The 14,777-nt window shown below is 47.0% G+C and carries 12 protein-coding genes, 9 pseudogenes and 2 other annotated features; of the genes and pseudogenes, 5 read left to right on the forward strand and 16 right to left on the reverse strand.

The annotated features are described in order from the left end of the window. Nucleotides 1-41 precede the first annotated feature (41 nt). A protein-coding gene (locus QUF14_RS27360) for an IS3 family transposase (RefSeq protein WP_371829233.1) occupies nt 42-1,255 on the forward strand; the annotation gives its coding sequence in 2 pieces (ribosomal slippage) (nt 42-330 and nt 330-1,255; 1,215 coding nt in all). Further along, nucleotides 323-439, forward strand: a sequence feature (AL1L pseudoknot). (Overlaps the previous gene by 117 nt.) A gap of 46 nt (nt 1,256-1,301) precedes the next feature. Here the strand turns inward: QUF14_RS27360 and QUF14_RS27365 are convergent. From QUF14_RS27365 to QUF14_RS27380, 4 genes and pseudogenes are all read right to left on the reverse strand, one after another. After that, nucleotides 1,302-1,469, reverse strand: a pseudogene (locus QUF14_RS27365) (type II toxin-antitoxin system RelE family toxin); the annotation flags it as partial. Next, nucleotides 1,459-1,710: a type II toxin-antitoxin system Phd/YefM family antitoxin gene (locus QUF14_RS27370; RefSeq protein ID WP_000121742.1), complete on the reverse strand. Its 252-nt coding sequence runs from the start codon at nt 1,708-1,710 to the stop codon at nt 1,459-1,461. The pseudogene QUF14_RS27365 and the gene QUF14_RS27370, both read right to left, overlap by 11 nt. A gap of 274 nt (nt 1,711-1,984) precedes the next feature. Next, nucleotides 1,985-3,004: an IS110 family RNA-guided transposase gene (locus QUF14_RS27375; RefSeq protein ID WP_024166190.1), complete on the reverse strand. Its 1,020-nt coding sequence runs from the start codon at nt 3,002-3,004 to the stop codon at nt 1,985-1,987. Between the two features lie 519 nt (nt 3,005-3,523). Then, nucleotides 3,524-4,526, reverse strand: a pseudogene (locus tag QUF14_RS27380) (IS3 family transposase); the annotation flags it as partial. Nucleotides 4,527-4,581: 55 nt separating this feature from the next. Between QUF14_RS27380 and QUF14_RS27385 the strand changes: the two are divergent. Continuing rightward, nucleotides 4,582-5,795, forward strand: a protein-coding gene (locus tag QUF14_RS27385; protein WP_374704656.1) for an IS3 family transposase whose coding sequence is annotated in 2 segments (ribosomal slippage) — nt 4,582-4,870 and nt 4,870-5,795 — 1,215 coding nt in all. Because the reading frame shifts where the segments join, the coding sequence is not laid out codon by codon here. Next, nucleotides 4,863-4,979: a sequence feature (AL1L pseudoknot), on the forward strand. It overlaps the preceding gene by 117 nt. 44 nt (nt 5,796-5,839) lie before the next feature. Here QUF14_RS27385 and QUF14_RS27390 read toward each other — a convergent pair. From QUF14_RS27390 to QUF14_RS27430, 9 genes and pseudogenes are all read right to left on the reverse strand, one after another. Beyond that, nucleotides 5,840-5,947, reverse strand: a pseudogene (locus QUF14_RS27390) (transposase); the annotation flags it as partial. Between the two features lie 79 nt (nt 5,948-6,026). After that, a pseudogene (locus tag QUF14_RS27395) lies at nt 6,027-6,828 on the reverse strand (IS256 family transposase); the annotation flags it as partial. 171 nt (nt 6,829-6,999) lie between these two features. After that, complete coding sequence (locus QUF14_RS27400) at nt 7,000-7,620, reverse strand: hypothetical protein (protein ID WP_000269721.1); 621 nt, start codon at nt 7,618-7,620, stop codon at nt 7,000-7,002. Nucleotides 7,621-7,903: 283 nt separating this feature from the next. Further along, complete coding sequence (locus QUF14_RS27405) at nt 7,904-8,116, reverse strand: hypothetical protein (protein WP_001364071.1); 213 nt, start codon at nt 8,114-8,116, stop codon at nt 7,904-7,906. Between the two features lie 160 nt (nt 8,117-8,276). After that, complete coding sequence (locus tag QUF14_RS27410) at nt 8,277-8,738, reverse strand: kinesin (protein WP_264752111.1); 462 nt, start codon at nt 8,736-8,738, stop codon at nt 8,277-8,279. 303 nt (nt 8,739-9,041) lie between these two features. Continuing rightward, nucleotides 9,042-9,324: pseudogene (locus QUF14_RS27415) on the reverse strand (CopG family ribbon-helix-helix protein). Between the two features lie 118 nt (nt 9,325-9,442). Next, complete coding sequence (gene pemK-mt, locus QUF14_RS27420; protein WP_000439433.1) at nt 9,443-9,775, reverse strand: type II toxin-antitoxin system toxin endoribonuclease PemK-mt; 333 nt, start codon at nt 9,773-9,775, stop codon at nt 9,443-9,445. Between the two features lies 1 nt (nt 9,776). After that, on the reverse strand, nt 9,777-10,034 hold the full coding sequence (pemI, locus tag QUF14_RS27425; protein WP_000557618.1) for a type II toxin-antitoxin system antitoxin PemI: 258 nt from the start codon (nt 10,032-10,034) through the stop codon (nt 9,777-9,779). Nucleotides 10,035-10,126: 92 nt separating this feature from the next. Continuing rightward, nucleotides 10,127-10,327 (reverse strand): annotated as a pseudogene (locus QUF14_RS27430) (CPBP family glutamic-type intramembrane protease); the annotation flags it as partial. 128 nt (nt 10,328-10,455) lie between these two features. Between QUF14_RS27430 and QUF14_RS27435 the strand changes: the two are divergent. Together QUF14_RS27435 and uilS are read left to right on the forward strand one after the other, a co-directional pair. Further along, nucleotides 10,456-10,644, forward strand: a pseudogene (locus QUF14_RS27435) (TraX family protein); the annotation flags it as partial. Nucleotides 10,645-10,693: 49 nt separating this feature from the next. After that, entirely contained in the window at nt 10,694-11,554 is an 861-nt protein-coding gene (gene uilS, locus QUF14_RS27440) for a UilS family quorum-quenching N-acyl-homoserine lactonase (RefSeq protein WP_000704517.1), read from the forward strand. Nucleotides 11,555-11,646: 92 nt separating this feature from the next. Here the strand turns inward: uilS and QUF14_RS27445 are convergent. Together QUF14_RS27445 and QUF14_RS27450 are read right to left on the reverse strand one after the other, a co-directional pair. Further along, nucleotides 11,647-11,811 (reverse strand): annotated as a pseudogene (locus QUF14_RS27445) (IS256 family transposase); the annotation flags it as partial. Next, nucleotides 11,808-12,017: a hypothetical protein gene (locus QUF14_RS27450; protein WP_136752748.1), complete on the reverse strand. Its 210-nt coding sequence runs from the start codon at nt 12,015-12,017 to the stop codon at nt 11,808-11,810. The gene QUF14_RS27450 and the pseudogene QUF14_RS27445, both read right to left, overlap by 4 nt. A 361-nt stretch (nt 12,018-12,378) precedes the next feature. Between QUF14_RS27450 and QUF14_RS27455 the strand changes: the two are divergent. Beyond that, nucleotides 12,379-13,067, forward strand: a pseudogene (locus tag QUF14_RS27455) (L-lactate permease); the annotation flags it as partial. A gap of 3 nt (nt 13,068-13,070) precedes the next feature. On the opposite strand, the gene QUF14_RS27460 reads toward QUF14_RS27455, so the two are convergent. After that, nucleotides 13,071-14,558 carry a PhoPQ-activated protein PqaA family protein gene (locus tag QUF14_RS27460; protein ID WP_001364036.1) on the reverse strand — a complete coding sequence of 496 codons (1,488 nt, stop codon included), beginning with the start codon at nt 14,556-14,558 and terminating at the stop codon, nt 13,071-13,073. Nucleotides 14,559-14,777 lie beyond the last annotated feature (219 nt).

Below are 14,777 nucleotides of genomic sequence, written 5' to 3' on the forward strand. Positions count from 1 at the left end.
AAATCCTGGAGACTAAACTCCCTGAGAAAGAGGTAAACAGGATGACTAAAAATACTCGTTTTTCCCCCGAAGTCCGTCAGCGGGCGATTCGTATGGTTCTGGAAAGTCAGGATGAATATGACTCACAGTGGGCGGCAATTTGTTCCATTGCCCCAAAGATTGGCTGTACGCCGGAGACTCTGCGTGTCTGGGTTCGCCAGCATGAGCGGGATACCGGGGGCGGTGATGGTGGGCTCACCAGCGCTGAACGTCAGCGTCTGAAAGAGCTGGAACGTGAAAATCGTGAACTGCGCCGCAGTAACGATATCCTTCGCCAGGCTTCCGCTTATTTTGCGAAGGCGGAGTTCGACCGCCTCTGGAAAAAATGATGCCACTGCTGGATAAGCTGCGTGAGCAGTACGGGGTCGGACCGGTATGCAGCGAACTGCATATTGCCCCGTCAACGTATTACCATTGTCAGCAACAGCGACATCATCCGGATAAACGCAGTGCCCGTGCGCAGCACGATGACTGGCTGAAGAGAGAGATACAGCGCGTATACGATGAAAATCATCAGGTGTACGGTGTGCGTAAAGTCTGGCGTCAGTTGTTACGGGAAGGAATCAGGGTGGCCAGATGTACAGTGGCGCGCCTCATGGCGGTTATGGGACTTGCCGGTGTTCTCCGGGGTAAAAAGGTCCGCACTACCGTCAGCCGGAAAACCGTTGCCACAGGTGACCGCGTAAACCGTCAGTTCGTGGCAGAACGTCCTGACCAGCTGTGGGTGGCTGATTTTACTTACGTCAGCACATGGCAGGGCTTCGTCTATGTGGCGTTTATCATTGATGTGTTTGCCGGATACATCGTGGGGTGGCGGGTCTCATCGTCTATGGAAACGACATTCGTGCTGGATGCGCTGGAGCAGGCGTTGTGGGCCCGTCGTCCGTCTGGCACCATCCATCACAGCGATAAAGGCTCTCAGTATGTGTCACTGGCCTATACGGAGCGACTAAAAGAAGCCGGATTACTGGCATCAACAGGGAGTACAGGCGACTCGTATGACAACGCGATGGCTGAGAGCATCAATGGTCTTTACAAAGCGGAGGTAATACACCGTAAGAGCTGGAAAAACCGTGCAGAAGTGGAACTGGCCACACTAACGTGGGTGGACTGGTATAACAATCGACGATTGCTGGGAAGGCTGGGCCATACTCCTCCGGCAGAAGCAGAAAAAGCTTATTATGCTTCCATCGGAAACAATGATCTGGCAGCCTGAGTTCACAGATAAAACACTCTCCAGGAAACCCGGGGCGGTTCAATGAACGAAGTTTGATTTTATAACGATCAGCATGACCATGTAATCGGGCTGCAGGTACACGTGGATTTTCCAGCCGTTCTGACAGTTTCTTTTTGAATTGTTCACGGATGGTGTGGCCGAGTTTCTGCCATTCCTTCAGTGCTCTGCGGTCAAAAGCCAGTTCATAGGTCATCCAGGCTAACCTTCACAATTTCCGGTTTTTTCATGCGCTCATCAGCAACAGCGTTTAACTCAGCATCTTCAGCGAGTTCTCGATAGTAGGCGTAAAGTTTTGGTGGAACGCAATAGAACGCCGGTTCGTTTCGGTTCAGGATCGCAACAGCGTCCCCTTCACCTTCAGCTACGGTTCCCATAGGATTTTTTTTTAGGTCAGTAATACTGGCCGCTGTGGTTGTCAGGATTTGATAACTCATAAGCCCTGTATGAACGCCTCCCCGTTTGCAAGGCTTCCGTTGTCTGACATCGACGAGTAGTTGCAGCTCTGTATCCGGCCTTATTGCAGCCAGAGCTGCGGGCCACTATGAGATTCGCTGACCTGAGCCTTATTCTCCGTGCGGACTTGATGTCCATGGGCCTATTCAGGTTTATCAGGTCACGGTCTTACCTGTCGTTGTCATCACATCGGCCGCCATAGCAACCTTTCAGCATTCACCCTTTTTAAGGTTTGATGTTTATCAGTCTCAGCAATTAATATGGTCTGATACTGACGTGATTCTTGTCGTATTTACGTCCGTGAGCAGCTATTGCCCACACTGTTCGTGCCAGCTTGTTTGCCATGGCGACGATTGCCACACTGGCCGGACGACGTTTTTTCAGTTCGGTTATCCACGGGCCTGGTTCTCTGGTCAGTAATGCTGCCGCCCTTGCTCCGTGGATAAACAATGTCCGGAGGTAGGGATCACCACGTTTACTTATCCCCAGCAGGCGGATTTTTCCTCCTGAGCCAGTCTGTCTGGGCACCAGACCAACATAAGCCGCGAACTCTCGCCCTGATTTAAATGCAGATGCTTCCCCCATGGTGACCACCTCTGCCGTCGCAATAAGTGGTCCAATGCAGGGAATATCCAGCAACCGTCTACAGGTCTCATTCTGCCTGGCCACACTGGTAAGCTGTTTTTCGATATCATCTATCAGTGAGTCCATCTCACTCAGTCTGTTGTACTGGTCTTCCAGCACCGTAATGAGATACGGTGGAAGTCTCTCTTTCATCCGCTCCAGTGCTTCAGGGAACTCCCGCTCCATCGCTGCCCGACCTTTGTGAATGCTTTCACCAAACTCCAGTAACGTCCCGTGCAGGGCATTAATTTGTGCGGTCCGGAACTTCACCAGTTGCCTGCGGGTCCGGTGCAGAACAAGAACTGACTGCTGTTCTTCTGTTTTGACGGCGATTTCTTTACCTGGCTGCTGAACTGCCATCCAGATAGCCCTGGCATCCATCACATCATTCTTATTGCCCATGACAAATGCCTTAACGAAGCGGGCCTGCAACAATCGGACTTTATGACCCAGTTTTGTCAGTTCCCGGGCCCAGTGCTGAGAGCCTCCACAGGCTTTCATGCCAATCAGGCAAGGTTCGCGGTTACTAAAGAACGTCAGAAAATCTCTGCTGCGTAGTTGCTTATCCACCACTTCACCTGTGTGCTCATTGATGAAGTGAACCTGAATCAGATGTTTTGCGATATCAACGCCAACCGGTGTATATTTTATTTGTTGAGTCTCCAGTCTGAGGGAGTCTTATGCATCCCGTATTGGACTATGATGCCGCAAATCTGCGAAGCTCCACACCTTCCTGTATTTTCCCGCTATCTACCTTTGTGCTACGGATTTAATGGTGGGAGGCGTTCATCTCATTCTCCGTTTGTCTTATTGTCATAATAGCATCTTTAAAAGCACTCTTAAAAGTGCTTGCATTGAAAAAAACATCAGAACAGGTGAGATATATCTCTTTCCGACATCGCCTTAAAACACTTTGAATCACGTTCTGAACATTTTCTCCATTTCGTTGCAATCAGTCCTGGCTTAACGGCTGTTAACGCCGTTCAACGCTTTTTAACGGCCTTGTTGCTGTGATCTGCTGTCATGATCCAGATAGCAGTTCAATCTTGATCAAAACTTCCGCGAGGCAACAATTGTTTTGTGAATACCCTCTAAAACGTGCAGTATCGCATTCTAAGCGATTTTTTCCATTTCACATGTTTTCCTCATGGTTATGTAAATAGACCCGTTTTAGTTCCATGCATTTTTTGAGAACCCGGCCAAATAATGGTGAAGTCGGTATTCCTCCGGTGTCATATTGTTCAGTGATTCATGCGGGCGTTCATAGTTATATTCTGATAACCATTTCTCCGTAATTTCCTGTACTTCATTCAGCGTTCTGAACAGATAAAAATCGAGTATTTCTGTACGGTATGTCCTGTTAAAACGCTCAATGAAAGCGTTCTGCGTCGGCTTACCCGGCTGGATGAACTCCATTTTTACTGCGTGTATCTCTGCCCATTCAGCCAGCGCCAGAGAGATAAATTCCGGACCATTATCCATGCGTAGCATGACCGGATAACCGCGGTTTGCCGCGATCCTGTCAAGTACACGGACCACTCGCAGAGCTGACAGATTCAGATCGATTTCAATCGATAACGCCTCACGATTAAAGTCATCAACGACATTGAACGTGCGAAAACGACGGCCACAGGCCAGCGCATCATGCATAAAATCGACAGACCAGCTCTGGTTCAGCGCTTCTGGCGTAGCCAGTGGCGAGGGATTACGCACCGGAAACCGTTGTTTGCCTTTACGGCGAAAATTCAGCTTCAGCAGACAATAAATACGATGGATCCTGTTGTGATTCCACGGGTATCCTTGCCGTCGCAGAATCTGGAAAAGCTTCGGAAAGCCGTATCGTGGGTATCGCTCAGCCGCAGCCTGCAGGGCGGCAATAACGGGTTCATCACGCGTGGTATCCGGGCGGTAATGGTAAACCGTTCTGCTCAGGTTCAGACTCCGGCAGGCCTGACGGATACTGAGTCCGAATGTCGTTATTAGATGAGTGACCAGCTCACGCTTAAAGGCTGGTTTTAAAGCTTTTTTCGATAACGTCTTTCAGCGCCCGTTTTTCCAGACTCAGGTCAGCAAACATCTGTTTGAGACGGCGGTTCTCGTCCTCAAGATCCTTTATTTTTTTAATATCAGAAGCTTCCATGCCGCCGTATCTGGACTTCCAGTTGTAGTAGGTGTGAACCGCCCCGGGAATCCTGGAGACTAAACTCCCTGAGAAAGAGGTAAACAGGATGACTAAAAATACTCGTTTTTCCCCCGAAGTCCGTCAACGGGCAGTCCGTATGGTTCTGGAAAGTCAGGGCGAATATGACTCACAATGGGCGACAATTTGTTCCATTGCTCCAAAGATTGGCTGTACGCCGGAGACTCTGCGTGTCTGGGTACGCCAGCATGAGCGGGATACCGGAAGCGGTGATGGCGGGCTCACCACCGCTGAACGTCAGCGTCTGAAAGAGCTGGAACGTGAAAATCGTGAGCTGCGCCGCAGTAACGATATCCTTCGCCAGGCTTCCGCTTATTTTGCGAAGGCGGAGTTCGACCGCCTCTGGAAAAAATGATGCCACTGCTGGATAAGCTGCGTGAGCAGTACGGGGTCGGACCGGTATGCAGCGAACTGCATGTTGCCCCGTCAACGTATTACCACTGTCAGCAACAGCGACATCATCCGGAGAAACGCAGTGCCCGTGCGCAGCGCGATGACTGGCTGAAGAAAGAGATACAGCGCGTATACGATGAAAATCACCAGGTATACGGTGTGCGTAAAGTCTGGCGTCAGTTGTTACGGGAAGGTATCAGAGTGGCCAGATGCACTGTGGCACGTCTCATGGCGGTTATGGGACTTGCCGGTGTTCTCCGGGGTAAAAAGGTCCGTACGACCATCAGCCGGAAAGCCGTTGCCGCAGGCGACCGCGTAAACCGTCAGTTCGTGGCAGAACGTCCTGACCAGCTGTGGGTGGCTGATTTTACTTACGTCAGCACATGGCAGGGCTTCGTCTATGTGGCGTTCATCATTGATGTGTTTGCCGGATACATCGTGGGATGGCGGGTCTCATCGTCCATGGAAACGACATTCGTGCTGGATGCACTGGAGCAGGCGTTATGGGCCCGTCGACCGTCCGGCACGGTCCATCACAGTGATAAAGGTTCTCAGTATGTATCGCTGGCCTACACACAGCGGCTTAAGGAAGCCGGATTACTGGCATCAACAGGAAGTACAGGCGACTCGTATGACAACGCGATGGCGGAGAGCATCAATAGTCTTTACAAAGCGGAGGTAATACACCGTAAGAGCTGGAAAAACCGTGCAGAAGTGGAACTGGCCACACTCACGTGGGTGGACTGGTATAACAATCGACGATTGCTGGAAAGGCTGGGCCATACTCCTCCGGCAGAAGCAGAAAAAGCTTATTATGCTTCTATCGGAAACAATGATCTGGCAGCCTGAGTTCACAGATAAAATACTCTCCAGGAACCCCGGGGCGGTTCAATGGCTTCAGAGATACCGGCCTCCCGGCAGACATCTTTAACGGTTCGTCCGGCTTCAACTGACTTAATCACAGCGATGATCTGATGCTCAGTAAAACGGGCTTTACGCATAGCGATCTCCTTCGTTAGCAGATTGATTATGCCGGATGATCTCTAAATATGAATGGCACGATTATGCGGGATACTTACACTTCCATGACACGAAGCGCAGGCTGTTGCGCACCATATGCACGATGCATAACTGGATGCGGGCCTTCGGATATACTGTGTTGATGGCATCCGGGAAGCCTTTCAGGCCATCCACACAGGCGATGAGGATATCGTTCAGACCGCGGTTTTTCAGTTCAGTCAGCACATTGAGCCAGAACTTCGCCTTCATTTTCGGCCAGCCACATACCTGGCAGTTCTTTCTGACCTTCGATATTGATGCCCAGTGCCAGGAACACCGATTTGTTGATGACGCGACTGTCATGCCGAACTTTCAGGACGATACAGTCAAGATAAACAATGGGGTAAACAGCATCCAGTGGTCGGTTTTGCCATTCTACAACCTGCTCCATCACGGCATCGGTAACCTTTGATATCAGTGCCGGTGAAACATCTGCGTCATACAGTTCTTTGAACGCAGCGGCTATCTCACGGGTGGTCATCCCTTTGGCATACAACGAGAGGAGCTGGTTATCCATCCCGGTAATACGGGTCTGATTTTTCTTTACCATTTGTGGTTCGAAGGTACCGTCACGATCGCGCGGAGTACGCAGTTCCAGTGGACCGTCGCCTGTGATAACGGTCTTTGTGGAATAACCGTTGCGGGAGTTAGCTCCTGGTCTGGACTGATTTTTCTCATACCCAAGATGGTGTGTCATCTCTGCATTGAGAGCGGCTTCAACGCTGAGCTTTTTCAGCAGCCGATCAAACTGACTGAGGTCTTCAGGGGTTTTGAGGTTTTTGGCCAGTTCGTTAGCCAGAGCCTGTAACTGTTTGTCGTCCATAAATTAACCTTCATTTGATGCTGGATTGAACATATCAAAATCAGGCAATTACACAAATCTATGTACAGGCTCCCCTACACGTCAAAACCTGCCAAACATGCTTCAAAATCAATAAATTCGCTGTATCGGAAATTTCAGCGTTTCCGACGTACACCCCCATACTCATCTTGTTTACCTCCTTCTCAGGGCGTTTAGTCTCCTGGATTCCCGGGGCAGTTCATAAACAGTCTCTCCAAGTGCTCTTTTTCCTGAATACCTTGGAGCTTGAGTATTCCCTCTGACAAAATTTACCCGCCATCTGTCAGGAAGTTTCAGCAGGCCAGCAGATATTAACCGTATCATAGAATCAATAAATCCAACACCTTCATGTCCGAATATAGTTACAGCAGAACGTTTATAGGCTGACATGTAGCCAATTTTAATATCAGAGCATAGTTCATTTTTTATATCTTCTAAGTAAGATTTGGCACCCAAATAGCAACATTTAAAACTAATGATACCAACTTCCTTTAGCCCTAAAATAGACAATAGTTCCACAAACTCAAAAGGAGACATCAATCCAATCTTTTGGGCTCTTAAATATCTAGCATCAGCATGTGCAATCACAATTAATTTATCATCAATAGTGACATCTGAGAACTCCTTACCTGTACATCCTCCATTATCAATAACTTCTCTAATATTCACCTCTCTATTGCTATCTATATTATATCTTTTTCTGTATGATTTCACAGAGTCTCTAAGAGCTGCACCTCTATCATCTAAAACCAACAGAAATACTTTACTCCACATAATTACACCTATTGTTTATCCATCAACATATTATTATGTATAACAGAATTTTCAACTACCGGAAGATTAAAAGTCATTCAACGCAACCAGCACCACATTATTTTATCAACACCAATCAAATAGGGATCATTGAATATTATCTGTGAATTACGCCGTTTTCTTACACTATCCATTATGACATACATAATATTTTCTCAGAAACATATATATCAATAACATAATCCCCTCCCTTTCTGTTAAATATATTAGCTATCCTTACTCTTTCTTTTATGTACATTCTGTTTCACTCTTTCAACTCAATTCGTTTTCTGGTTAGGCTTGAGTGATAAATACCAACCATACCAATAAAAGATGAGCTTAAAAGTAACTTATTAATATCATTTTGACTTATCATAATTACATTACAATTATTTTCTGTTGTTACAACAAACAACCATTCACCTGTTGGTATTATTTTTGTCATCAACACATATTCCCATATAATTATTTTAGCCATCCATATGCAAACTATTTTCCATTTTTTGCTCTATTTTTGGATGTTGCCCTTTTTATTATTTTAAATACGACAATGGTTAATTCTCAGAGCGATTAGCAGCCTATCAAATAATGACCGTAATCTGGTAAATTTTTTCATGATAACAGAGGAATACAAGAAACTAAGATCTATAGAGGTTAAGTGTATATGGATTAATAACCAGTGTCTCATTTAATCTTCCAATTACTCTATGAAAATCATGTGAGCTATGTGTTGAACATTCCCATTTTCCACTATTGATGTTTAATGGGTCTTGAATAATAATTTTATTATTTTTCGTTGAAACACCAATGATCAGAACATAATGATTAACGCCTCCTAAAAAACCAAAATCAGCTAGGCCTAGTTTACCAGAAGCAATAATTGGACCATATTTTAGTAGAGCCTTTTTATAATCTTCAATATTAGGGGGAATTAAAATTGTATGACAACAACTATCTTCAGGAGAAAAACCATACCCCAATCTATTTCTTTTGAACTTCCCTTTTAAAATCGTACTAGGTATACTATATTTTTCACAATACCAGTTAATCAGTGCATCCTGACAATACCACCCACAGTTCAGGTCAACAAAACCACCCACAGTTCAGGTCAACAAAACCACCAATTCCCGGACGCCACTGATGCTTCATGTTTACTTTATAAACAAAATCCATAAATCTCCTGTAGTTTTGTAATTTTAGAACTTTCTCAACAATCCCTTCGTTGTATTAAAATACTGTACCAGTATATTTCATGTATTTTAGATTGTTACCAGTGTAGTAGTCAATAAAAATGCTTATTTTTCATATATCTATTTTAACAATAATACTACGTTATAATTATAAAGCCTTAGCACTATAATATTCAACCAGCAGCAACCATTTTACTTGTCGGCATCAGAAAATCATATAAAATAGCCTGTTTGATAATCCAGCCCCGGGAGAGTTCCAGTTTGGGGGCCATCTGGTAGATGCACGGTAATTACTTTTGTTGCTATTTCATCCCGCCATGCAGCAGCAGAGGATTCGACCATATTATGGGAAAGGACATCACCGCGTTCGAGTTGCTGACGTCCCTGCCTCAACCAGGTCACGGAACCAGGTATTATGCTGCCGTTCAACGGTCTGGCGCATAAAATCCCGGATTAACCGAGAGCCATTACGGTCCATGCTTTTTTCAGAGGCCATAAAAGCATCCTTCAGGAGAGCATGAAAAACCCTAGGGCAGTCACTGAATGAGGGACCAGCAGCGGTTTTAGTGCCCTAAATCGTACGTTTTCGTCCGGTTCCCCCTCAAACCCCATGTTCAAGTTAGAATTGTGGACAGGCGGCCAAGAACTTCGTTCATGATAGTCTCAGGAACCCGTTCGAGTCGTTTTCCGCCTCGGGCTTTCATATCAATTGTCCGGGGTTGATCGCAACGCACAACTCCTGTGGTATGTATACCAACACCATCCAACGACACAGCAAAGCCGGCAGTGCGGGCAAAATTGCCTCCGCTGGTTACGGGAACAACAACAGGCAGGCGGGTCACACGATTAAAGGCCGCCGGTGTGACAATCAGCACCGGCCGCGTTCCCTGCTGCTCATGACCTGCGGTAGGATCAAGCGAGACAAGCCAAATTTCCCCTCTTTCCAAGTCAGATTTCCTCCTGACCAGTCGCCGGTGCATCCAGCCATTCTCGTTCTTCAGCTGATATTTCAGCATTCGGATCACACTGTGCCAGTAGCTCAGCCAGTGAATATTGCGGGCGTCTGTGCGGCTCAACAATCAGCCGGCCATTATCAATGACCATGCCAACTTCATTATCTGTACCCAGAGACAGAGCATTCAGCAGTGCCGGTGGGACGGTCAGCATAACTGAGCCGCCAACCTTCTTCAGTCGGGTGGTATGCATTCTTCACCTCCATAAAAGTTATATTTAAATATAACATCCACTAAAAAAACACACCAGGCTTTAACGCGCAATGTTTAATAAAAATATAACTTTCAACCAAACAGTAAAACCAGCGTGGTTGCTTCCATATGCAGCAATACCAGCAGCAGGCCACCACTTCTGATCCTGGCCGCTGATGTAATCAACCCCACTAGGAACAGTTCTGCCAGTGTCAGCAGGTTCTGATACTGGCGGTGCGCGGCGACGAACAACAACGACGTTATCAGCGCCCCCAGCCACATCGTCCAGCACCAGCAGTACTGAAGGGGCCGCTTGGAATTCGGAAATTTTCCCACGTTAAAGGGGCTGCCTGTCAGATCTTTTCCGGTGACCATTGTTCGACACGTGGCCACAATCTCAGATCCCGGAATCAATCCGGCATATTCCGGTGCTTAACTTTGCCTCCAGTGACGCGGCGACGGAAGCCGGCCTTGTGATGACGGTGTTTACCGTTGCTCTGATGTTCAGTGCAGGGAAATTATTAACCCGTTTCTGTTCCGAAGATTTTTTCACAGTATTCTACACCTGTCATCTGGCTGTGCTGGGAATTCTGGCGTTGTGGCTGGTATGATACTGACGCTGATTCTGATTATTAATAAACAACATAACACAGGATATTTATGAAAATTACGGATCACAAACTCTCTGAAGGTATTGCCCTGACATTTCGTATTCCTGAAGGAAATATAAAACATCCTTTGATTATCTTATGCCATGGATTTTGTGGCATCCGGAATGTTCTGCTCCCTTGCTTTGCGAATGCCTTCACAGAAGCAGGATTTGCAACGATTACTTTTGATTATCGTGGATTCGGTCAGAGTGAGGGAGAACGAGGCCGTCTGGTTCCTGCAATGCAGACCGAAGATATTATTTCAGTTATCAATTGGGCAGAAAAGCAGGCATGTATTGATAATCAGCGTATTGGGTTATGGGGTACATCGCTGGGAGGGGGTCATGTGTTCAGTGCAGCTGCGCAGGATCAACGCGTACAATGTATTGTCAGCCAGCTAGCTTTTGCTGACGGTGATGTTCTGGTTACCGGAGACATGAATGAATCGGAGAGAGCTTCTTTTCTGTCCACGCTGAATAAAATGGCAGAGAAGAAGAAAAACACCGGGAAAGAGATGTTTGTGGGGGTTACACGGGTCCTAAGTGATGATGAATCGAAGGTATTCTTCGAGAAAATCAAAGCCCAGCATCCCGAAATGGATATAAAAATACCTTTCCTTACTGTCATGGAAACGTTGCAATATAAACCGGCAGAGAGTGCAGCCAGAGTTCAGTGCCCTGTTTTGGTTGTTATTGCAGGTCAGGATAACGTGAATCCGCCGGAACAGGGAAGAGCATTATATGATGCTGTTGCTTCTAGTACTAAGGAATTATACGAGGAAGCTGACGCATGCCATTATGATATTTATGAGGGCGCGTTTTTTGAACGTGTAGCAGCTGTGCAGACACAATGGTTTAAAAAATATATTTAATTGACAGTACTACTACGTTAAAGGGGACCGTCTGGAATTCGGAAATTTTCCCACGCTAAGAGTCTGTCAGGATTCTGTGTAAAAACCTTTTCTCAGAAGTGAGCATCCAGGCGGTCACCGAACTCGATAATCAAGCGGCTCATTGCCATACACCAGCCCTTCAACGACATCTTCCATTTCTGGGATGCAGACTGGATTGCCAGCCACCCTACTTTTTTTACCGAGTCGTCTGCCGGGAACACTTTACGCTGCATCAGAAAGGCGGGGTTACACCATCCGGCCAGTGAACGGTGCCACACTCCGGGCAGAACATGCCGCCGGCGCTGATACCGGCAAGAATGGTCGCAAATTCCCGCTCCGTACAGCGGGCGATTTCCGGATGCCCTTCGTCATCGATACGTACAAACCAGAAGACCAGCTTTTTGTTTCCGGCAACCATAACGGTAATTACAGACCATGACAAACCGCAGCCGTCAGGCTGCCTACCCGGCCGGTGGAGACGTTAGTCAGCAGCAAACCTTGTCTGGTTATTAAGACCGTAATCCTCAACAAGAGGAAGCCCGATAACCTGAGCACTTGGCCGGGATCTCAAAGAATAAATCTGGGATTCTGACGCTGGAAGCGGTCCTACCAATCAATAAAGCTCTTACATGTTTAGTCACAAATAAAACACAACAACATAAATTAATATTGCCAACATGTAACAATCAATTAACCATTTGTTGCCTTACTCATGAAAACACTTTTTGTATAACGTTTACGCAGCGTGTGACAAAAACGAGCTACAGACTCCTGCACGATGTGTGAGTTCGAGGAGATCTGCAATGAATCTCTGGCAACAAAACTACGATCCCGCCGGGAATATCTGGCTTTCCAGCCTGATAGTATCGCTTCCCATCCTGTTTTTTTCTTTGCGTTGATTAAGCTCAAACTGAAAGGATACGTCGCCGCTTCATGGACGGTGGCAATCACCCTTGCCGTGGCTTTGCTGTTCTATAAAATGCCGGTCGCTAACGCGCTGGCCTCGGTGGTTTATGACTTCTTCTACGGGTTGTGGCCCATCACGTGGATCATTATTGCAGCAGTGTTCGTCTATAAGATCTCGATGAAAACCGGGCAGTTTGACATCATTCGCTCGTCTATTCTTTCGATACCCCCTGACCAGCGCCTGCAAATGCTGATCGTCGATTTCTGTTTCGGCGTTTTCCTTGACGGAGCCGCAGGCTTTGGCGCACCGGTAGCAATTACCGCCGCATTGCTGGTCGGTCCGGGCTTTAAACCACTGTACGCCGCCGGACTGTGCCTGATTGTTAACACCGCGCCAGTGGCATTTGGCGCGATGGGGATTCAGATTCTGGTCGCCGGGCAGGTCACAGGCATCGACAGCTTTGAGATTAGCCAGATGGTGGGGCGTCAGCTACCGTTTATGACCATTATCGTGCTGTTCTGGATCATGGCGATTATGGACGGCTGGAGCGGTATTAAAGAAACCTGGTCTGCGGTTGTGGTTGCGGTATTACTGTTTCACAGGTTGTGGGGTCAGTCCCCGCCCCGGAAGAGTCTTACAGGTAGCTCCTGCTGACGGAGGAGCTGTTTCCGGATATTTCTCGTCAGGTGTAATATACACCTGTGTTGTGGCTACATACCCGTCACTGAAGGTGGCTTCAATGTAAGTGGCTTGCCACCCGCGGTTGGGAGGCGTCAGTGGAATGCTGAGTGTATCATCGCCGCCAGTCAGACTGACGGGAACTGAGGTGTATTTAACATCACAGGCATAACGAAAATCTCTTGCTACCGGGTTCCTAGCTGTCCACTGCAGAACGGCTGCCGGCTTCTCTGAGAAGCTAACTGCCAGCTCCTTTTTTCCGTTTCCGCGGCTCTGTATTTTTTCCGTAATTTCAGGGAGCTTTTGCCCATTCTGAAAACGGTTAACAAAAGTGGTCAGCGACTGCTCCGTAACGGACAGAATGTCATAATGTGTGGAGTTTGGTACTACCCGCAGGGATTTCCGTCCTGGTAGCCGATCATAATAAAAATGACTGTTGTCCGGGACATAAAAATCATCACCGCTGGCGTTAATAATATATTTATCCATTTTCAGACGGTCGCCCATATCGGTATTCAGATAAGTAAGCGGGTCTTCCAGCGTCATCAGGTTTGCAAATTCATCTGTATCAATCTGCAGGTCAATGTTTTGTTGATAATACGGATAAAAAGCCACTGGCCAGTTTTTCCCGTATGACTGATACATGTGTTCAAGCGATTTTTTAATATTCAGCAGGTCAAAAGCAACAGGAATAATGGCATCAACATCTGGGTCTGACAGCGCAGTCAGCCATGCGGCCCAGCCACGCTTGGAGGCTCCGGTGACAATAAACTTAGTGACATTCTGTTGCGCCAGTTCTTTCTTCGCCAGCCTGAACGCTTGCGATACCGACGCTGCCATTGGGATATGAAGGGACGCGTTCTGGTATTTCTGTGTATCTCCGATAAACAGTTTCCAGGAATATGCCACGCTGTGATCTTCAGCCAAAGGCGTCGACACTCCCTGATAGCTGAGTACCTGATTAGGGACGTTACTGACAGCTATCACAATAGTTCGAGTAGCAACCGCAATACGTGAAAGTTCTTCCTCGCTAAAGTTTGTGGGGGCCACGGGACTGCCTGAGCCATTATTATTGCTGCCGTTATTGATAACAACAAGGGCATGTTTTCCTCTGGCTGAATCAGGAATATAGATATCCACCCCGTTCTGCCAGTATTCCGGATAGACTATGCCCTGTGGAGACCACGCCTGTGAATTCAGGATATACCTCTGCAGCATAACGCCGGGTAGCTGTTTTTTTTCCTGCAGAGAATAATCAAGAGGAAGTGCCGCAAGTGACATCCTGTAATCAGAAATGACATGCGTCATACTGGTATTTTTATTGTGTTCATCCGCAGACAAAGCCAGGCATGCAGGCGAGATAAGTAGCATTGCTATATATAATTTTCTTATATTCATTATTAAACTCCTTTTAAATGGTAAATAATAACTCATTCATTGCAGGCTGATGACCAGCATTATCATCAACTTTATAGCTGCATGTAAAGCTCCGGCCCACGCAAACGAATAACAGCCTGCTGAGATGAGTCAAATGCTCTGGCGATAGCACTGATGCTTGCTCTAGCGTTAGTGCGGACAGGTGATGCCTCTAATTAGTTGAATCTGATGTATAATTCG

Source organism: Escherichia sp. HH091_1A, from assembly GCF_030295175.1.
GTDB classification, from domain to species: domain Bacteria; phylum Pseudomonadota; class Gammaproteobacteria; order Enterobacterales; family Enterobacteriaceae; genus Escherichia; species Escherichia coli_F.

Excerpts from the sequence above, each read along its gene's own strand:
- QUF14_RS27370 (WP_000121742.1), bottom strand. The coding sequence starts at position 1,710 with ATGAGTTATCAAATCCTGACAACCACAGCGGCCAGTATTACTGACCTA.
- QUF14_RS27400 (WP_000269721.1), bottom strand. The coding sequence starts at position 7,620 with ATGTGGAGTAAAGTATTTCTGTTGGTTTTAGATGATAGAGGTGCAGCT.
- QUF14_RS27405 (WP_001364071.1), bottom strand. The coding sequence starts at position 8,116 with ATGGCTAAAATAATTATATGGGAATATGTGTTGATGACAAAAATAATA.
- pemI (WP_000557618.1), bottom strand. The coding sequence starts at position 10,034 with ATGCATACCACCCGACTGAAGAAGGTTGGCGGCTCAGTTATGCTGACC.
- uilS (WP_000704517.1), top strand. The coding sequence starts at position 10,694 with ATGAAAATTACGGATCACAAACTCTCTGAAGGTATTGCCCTGACATTT.
- QUF14_RS27460 (WP_001364036.1), bottom strand. The coding sequence starts at position 14,558 with ATGAATATAAGAAAATTATATATAGCAATGCTACTTATCTCGCCTGCA.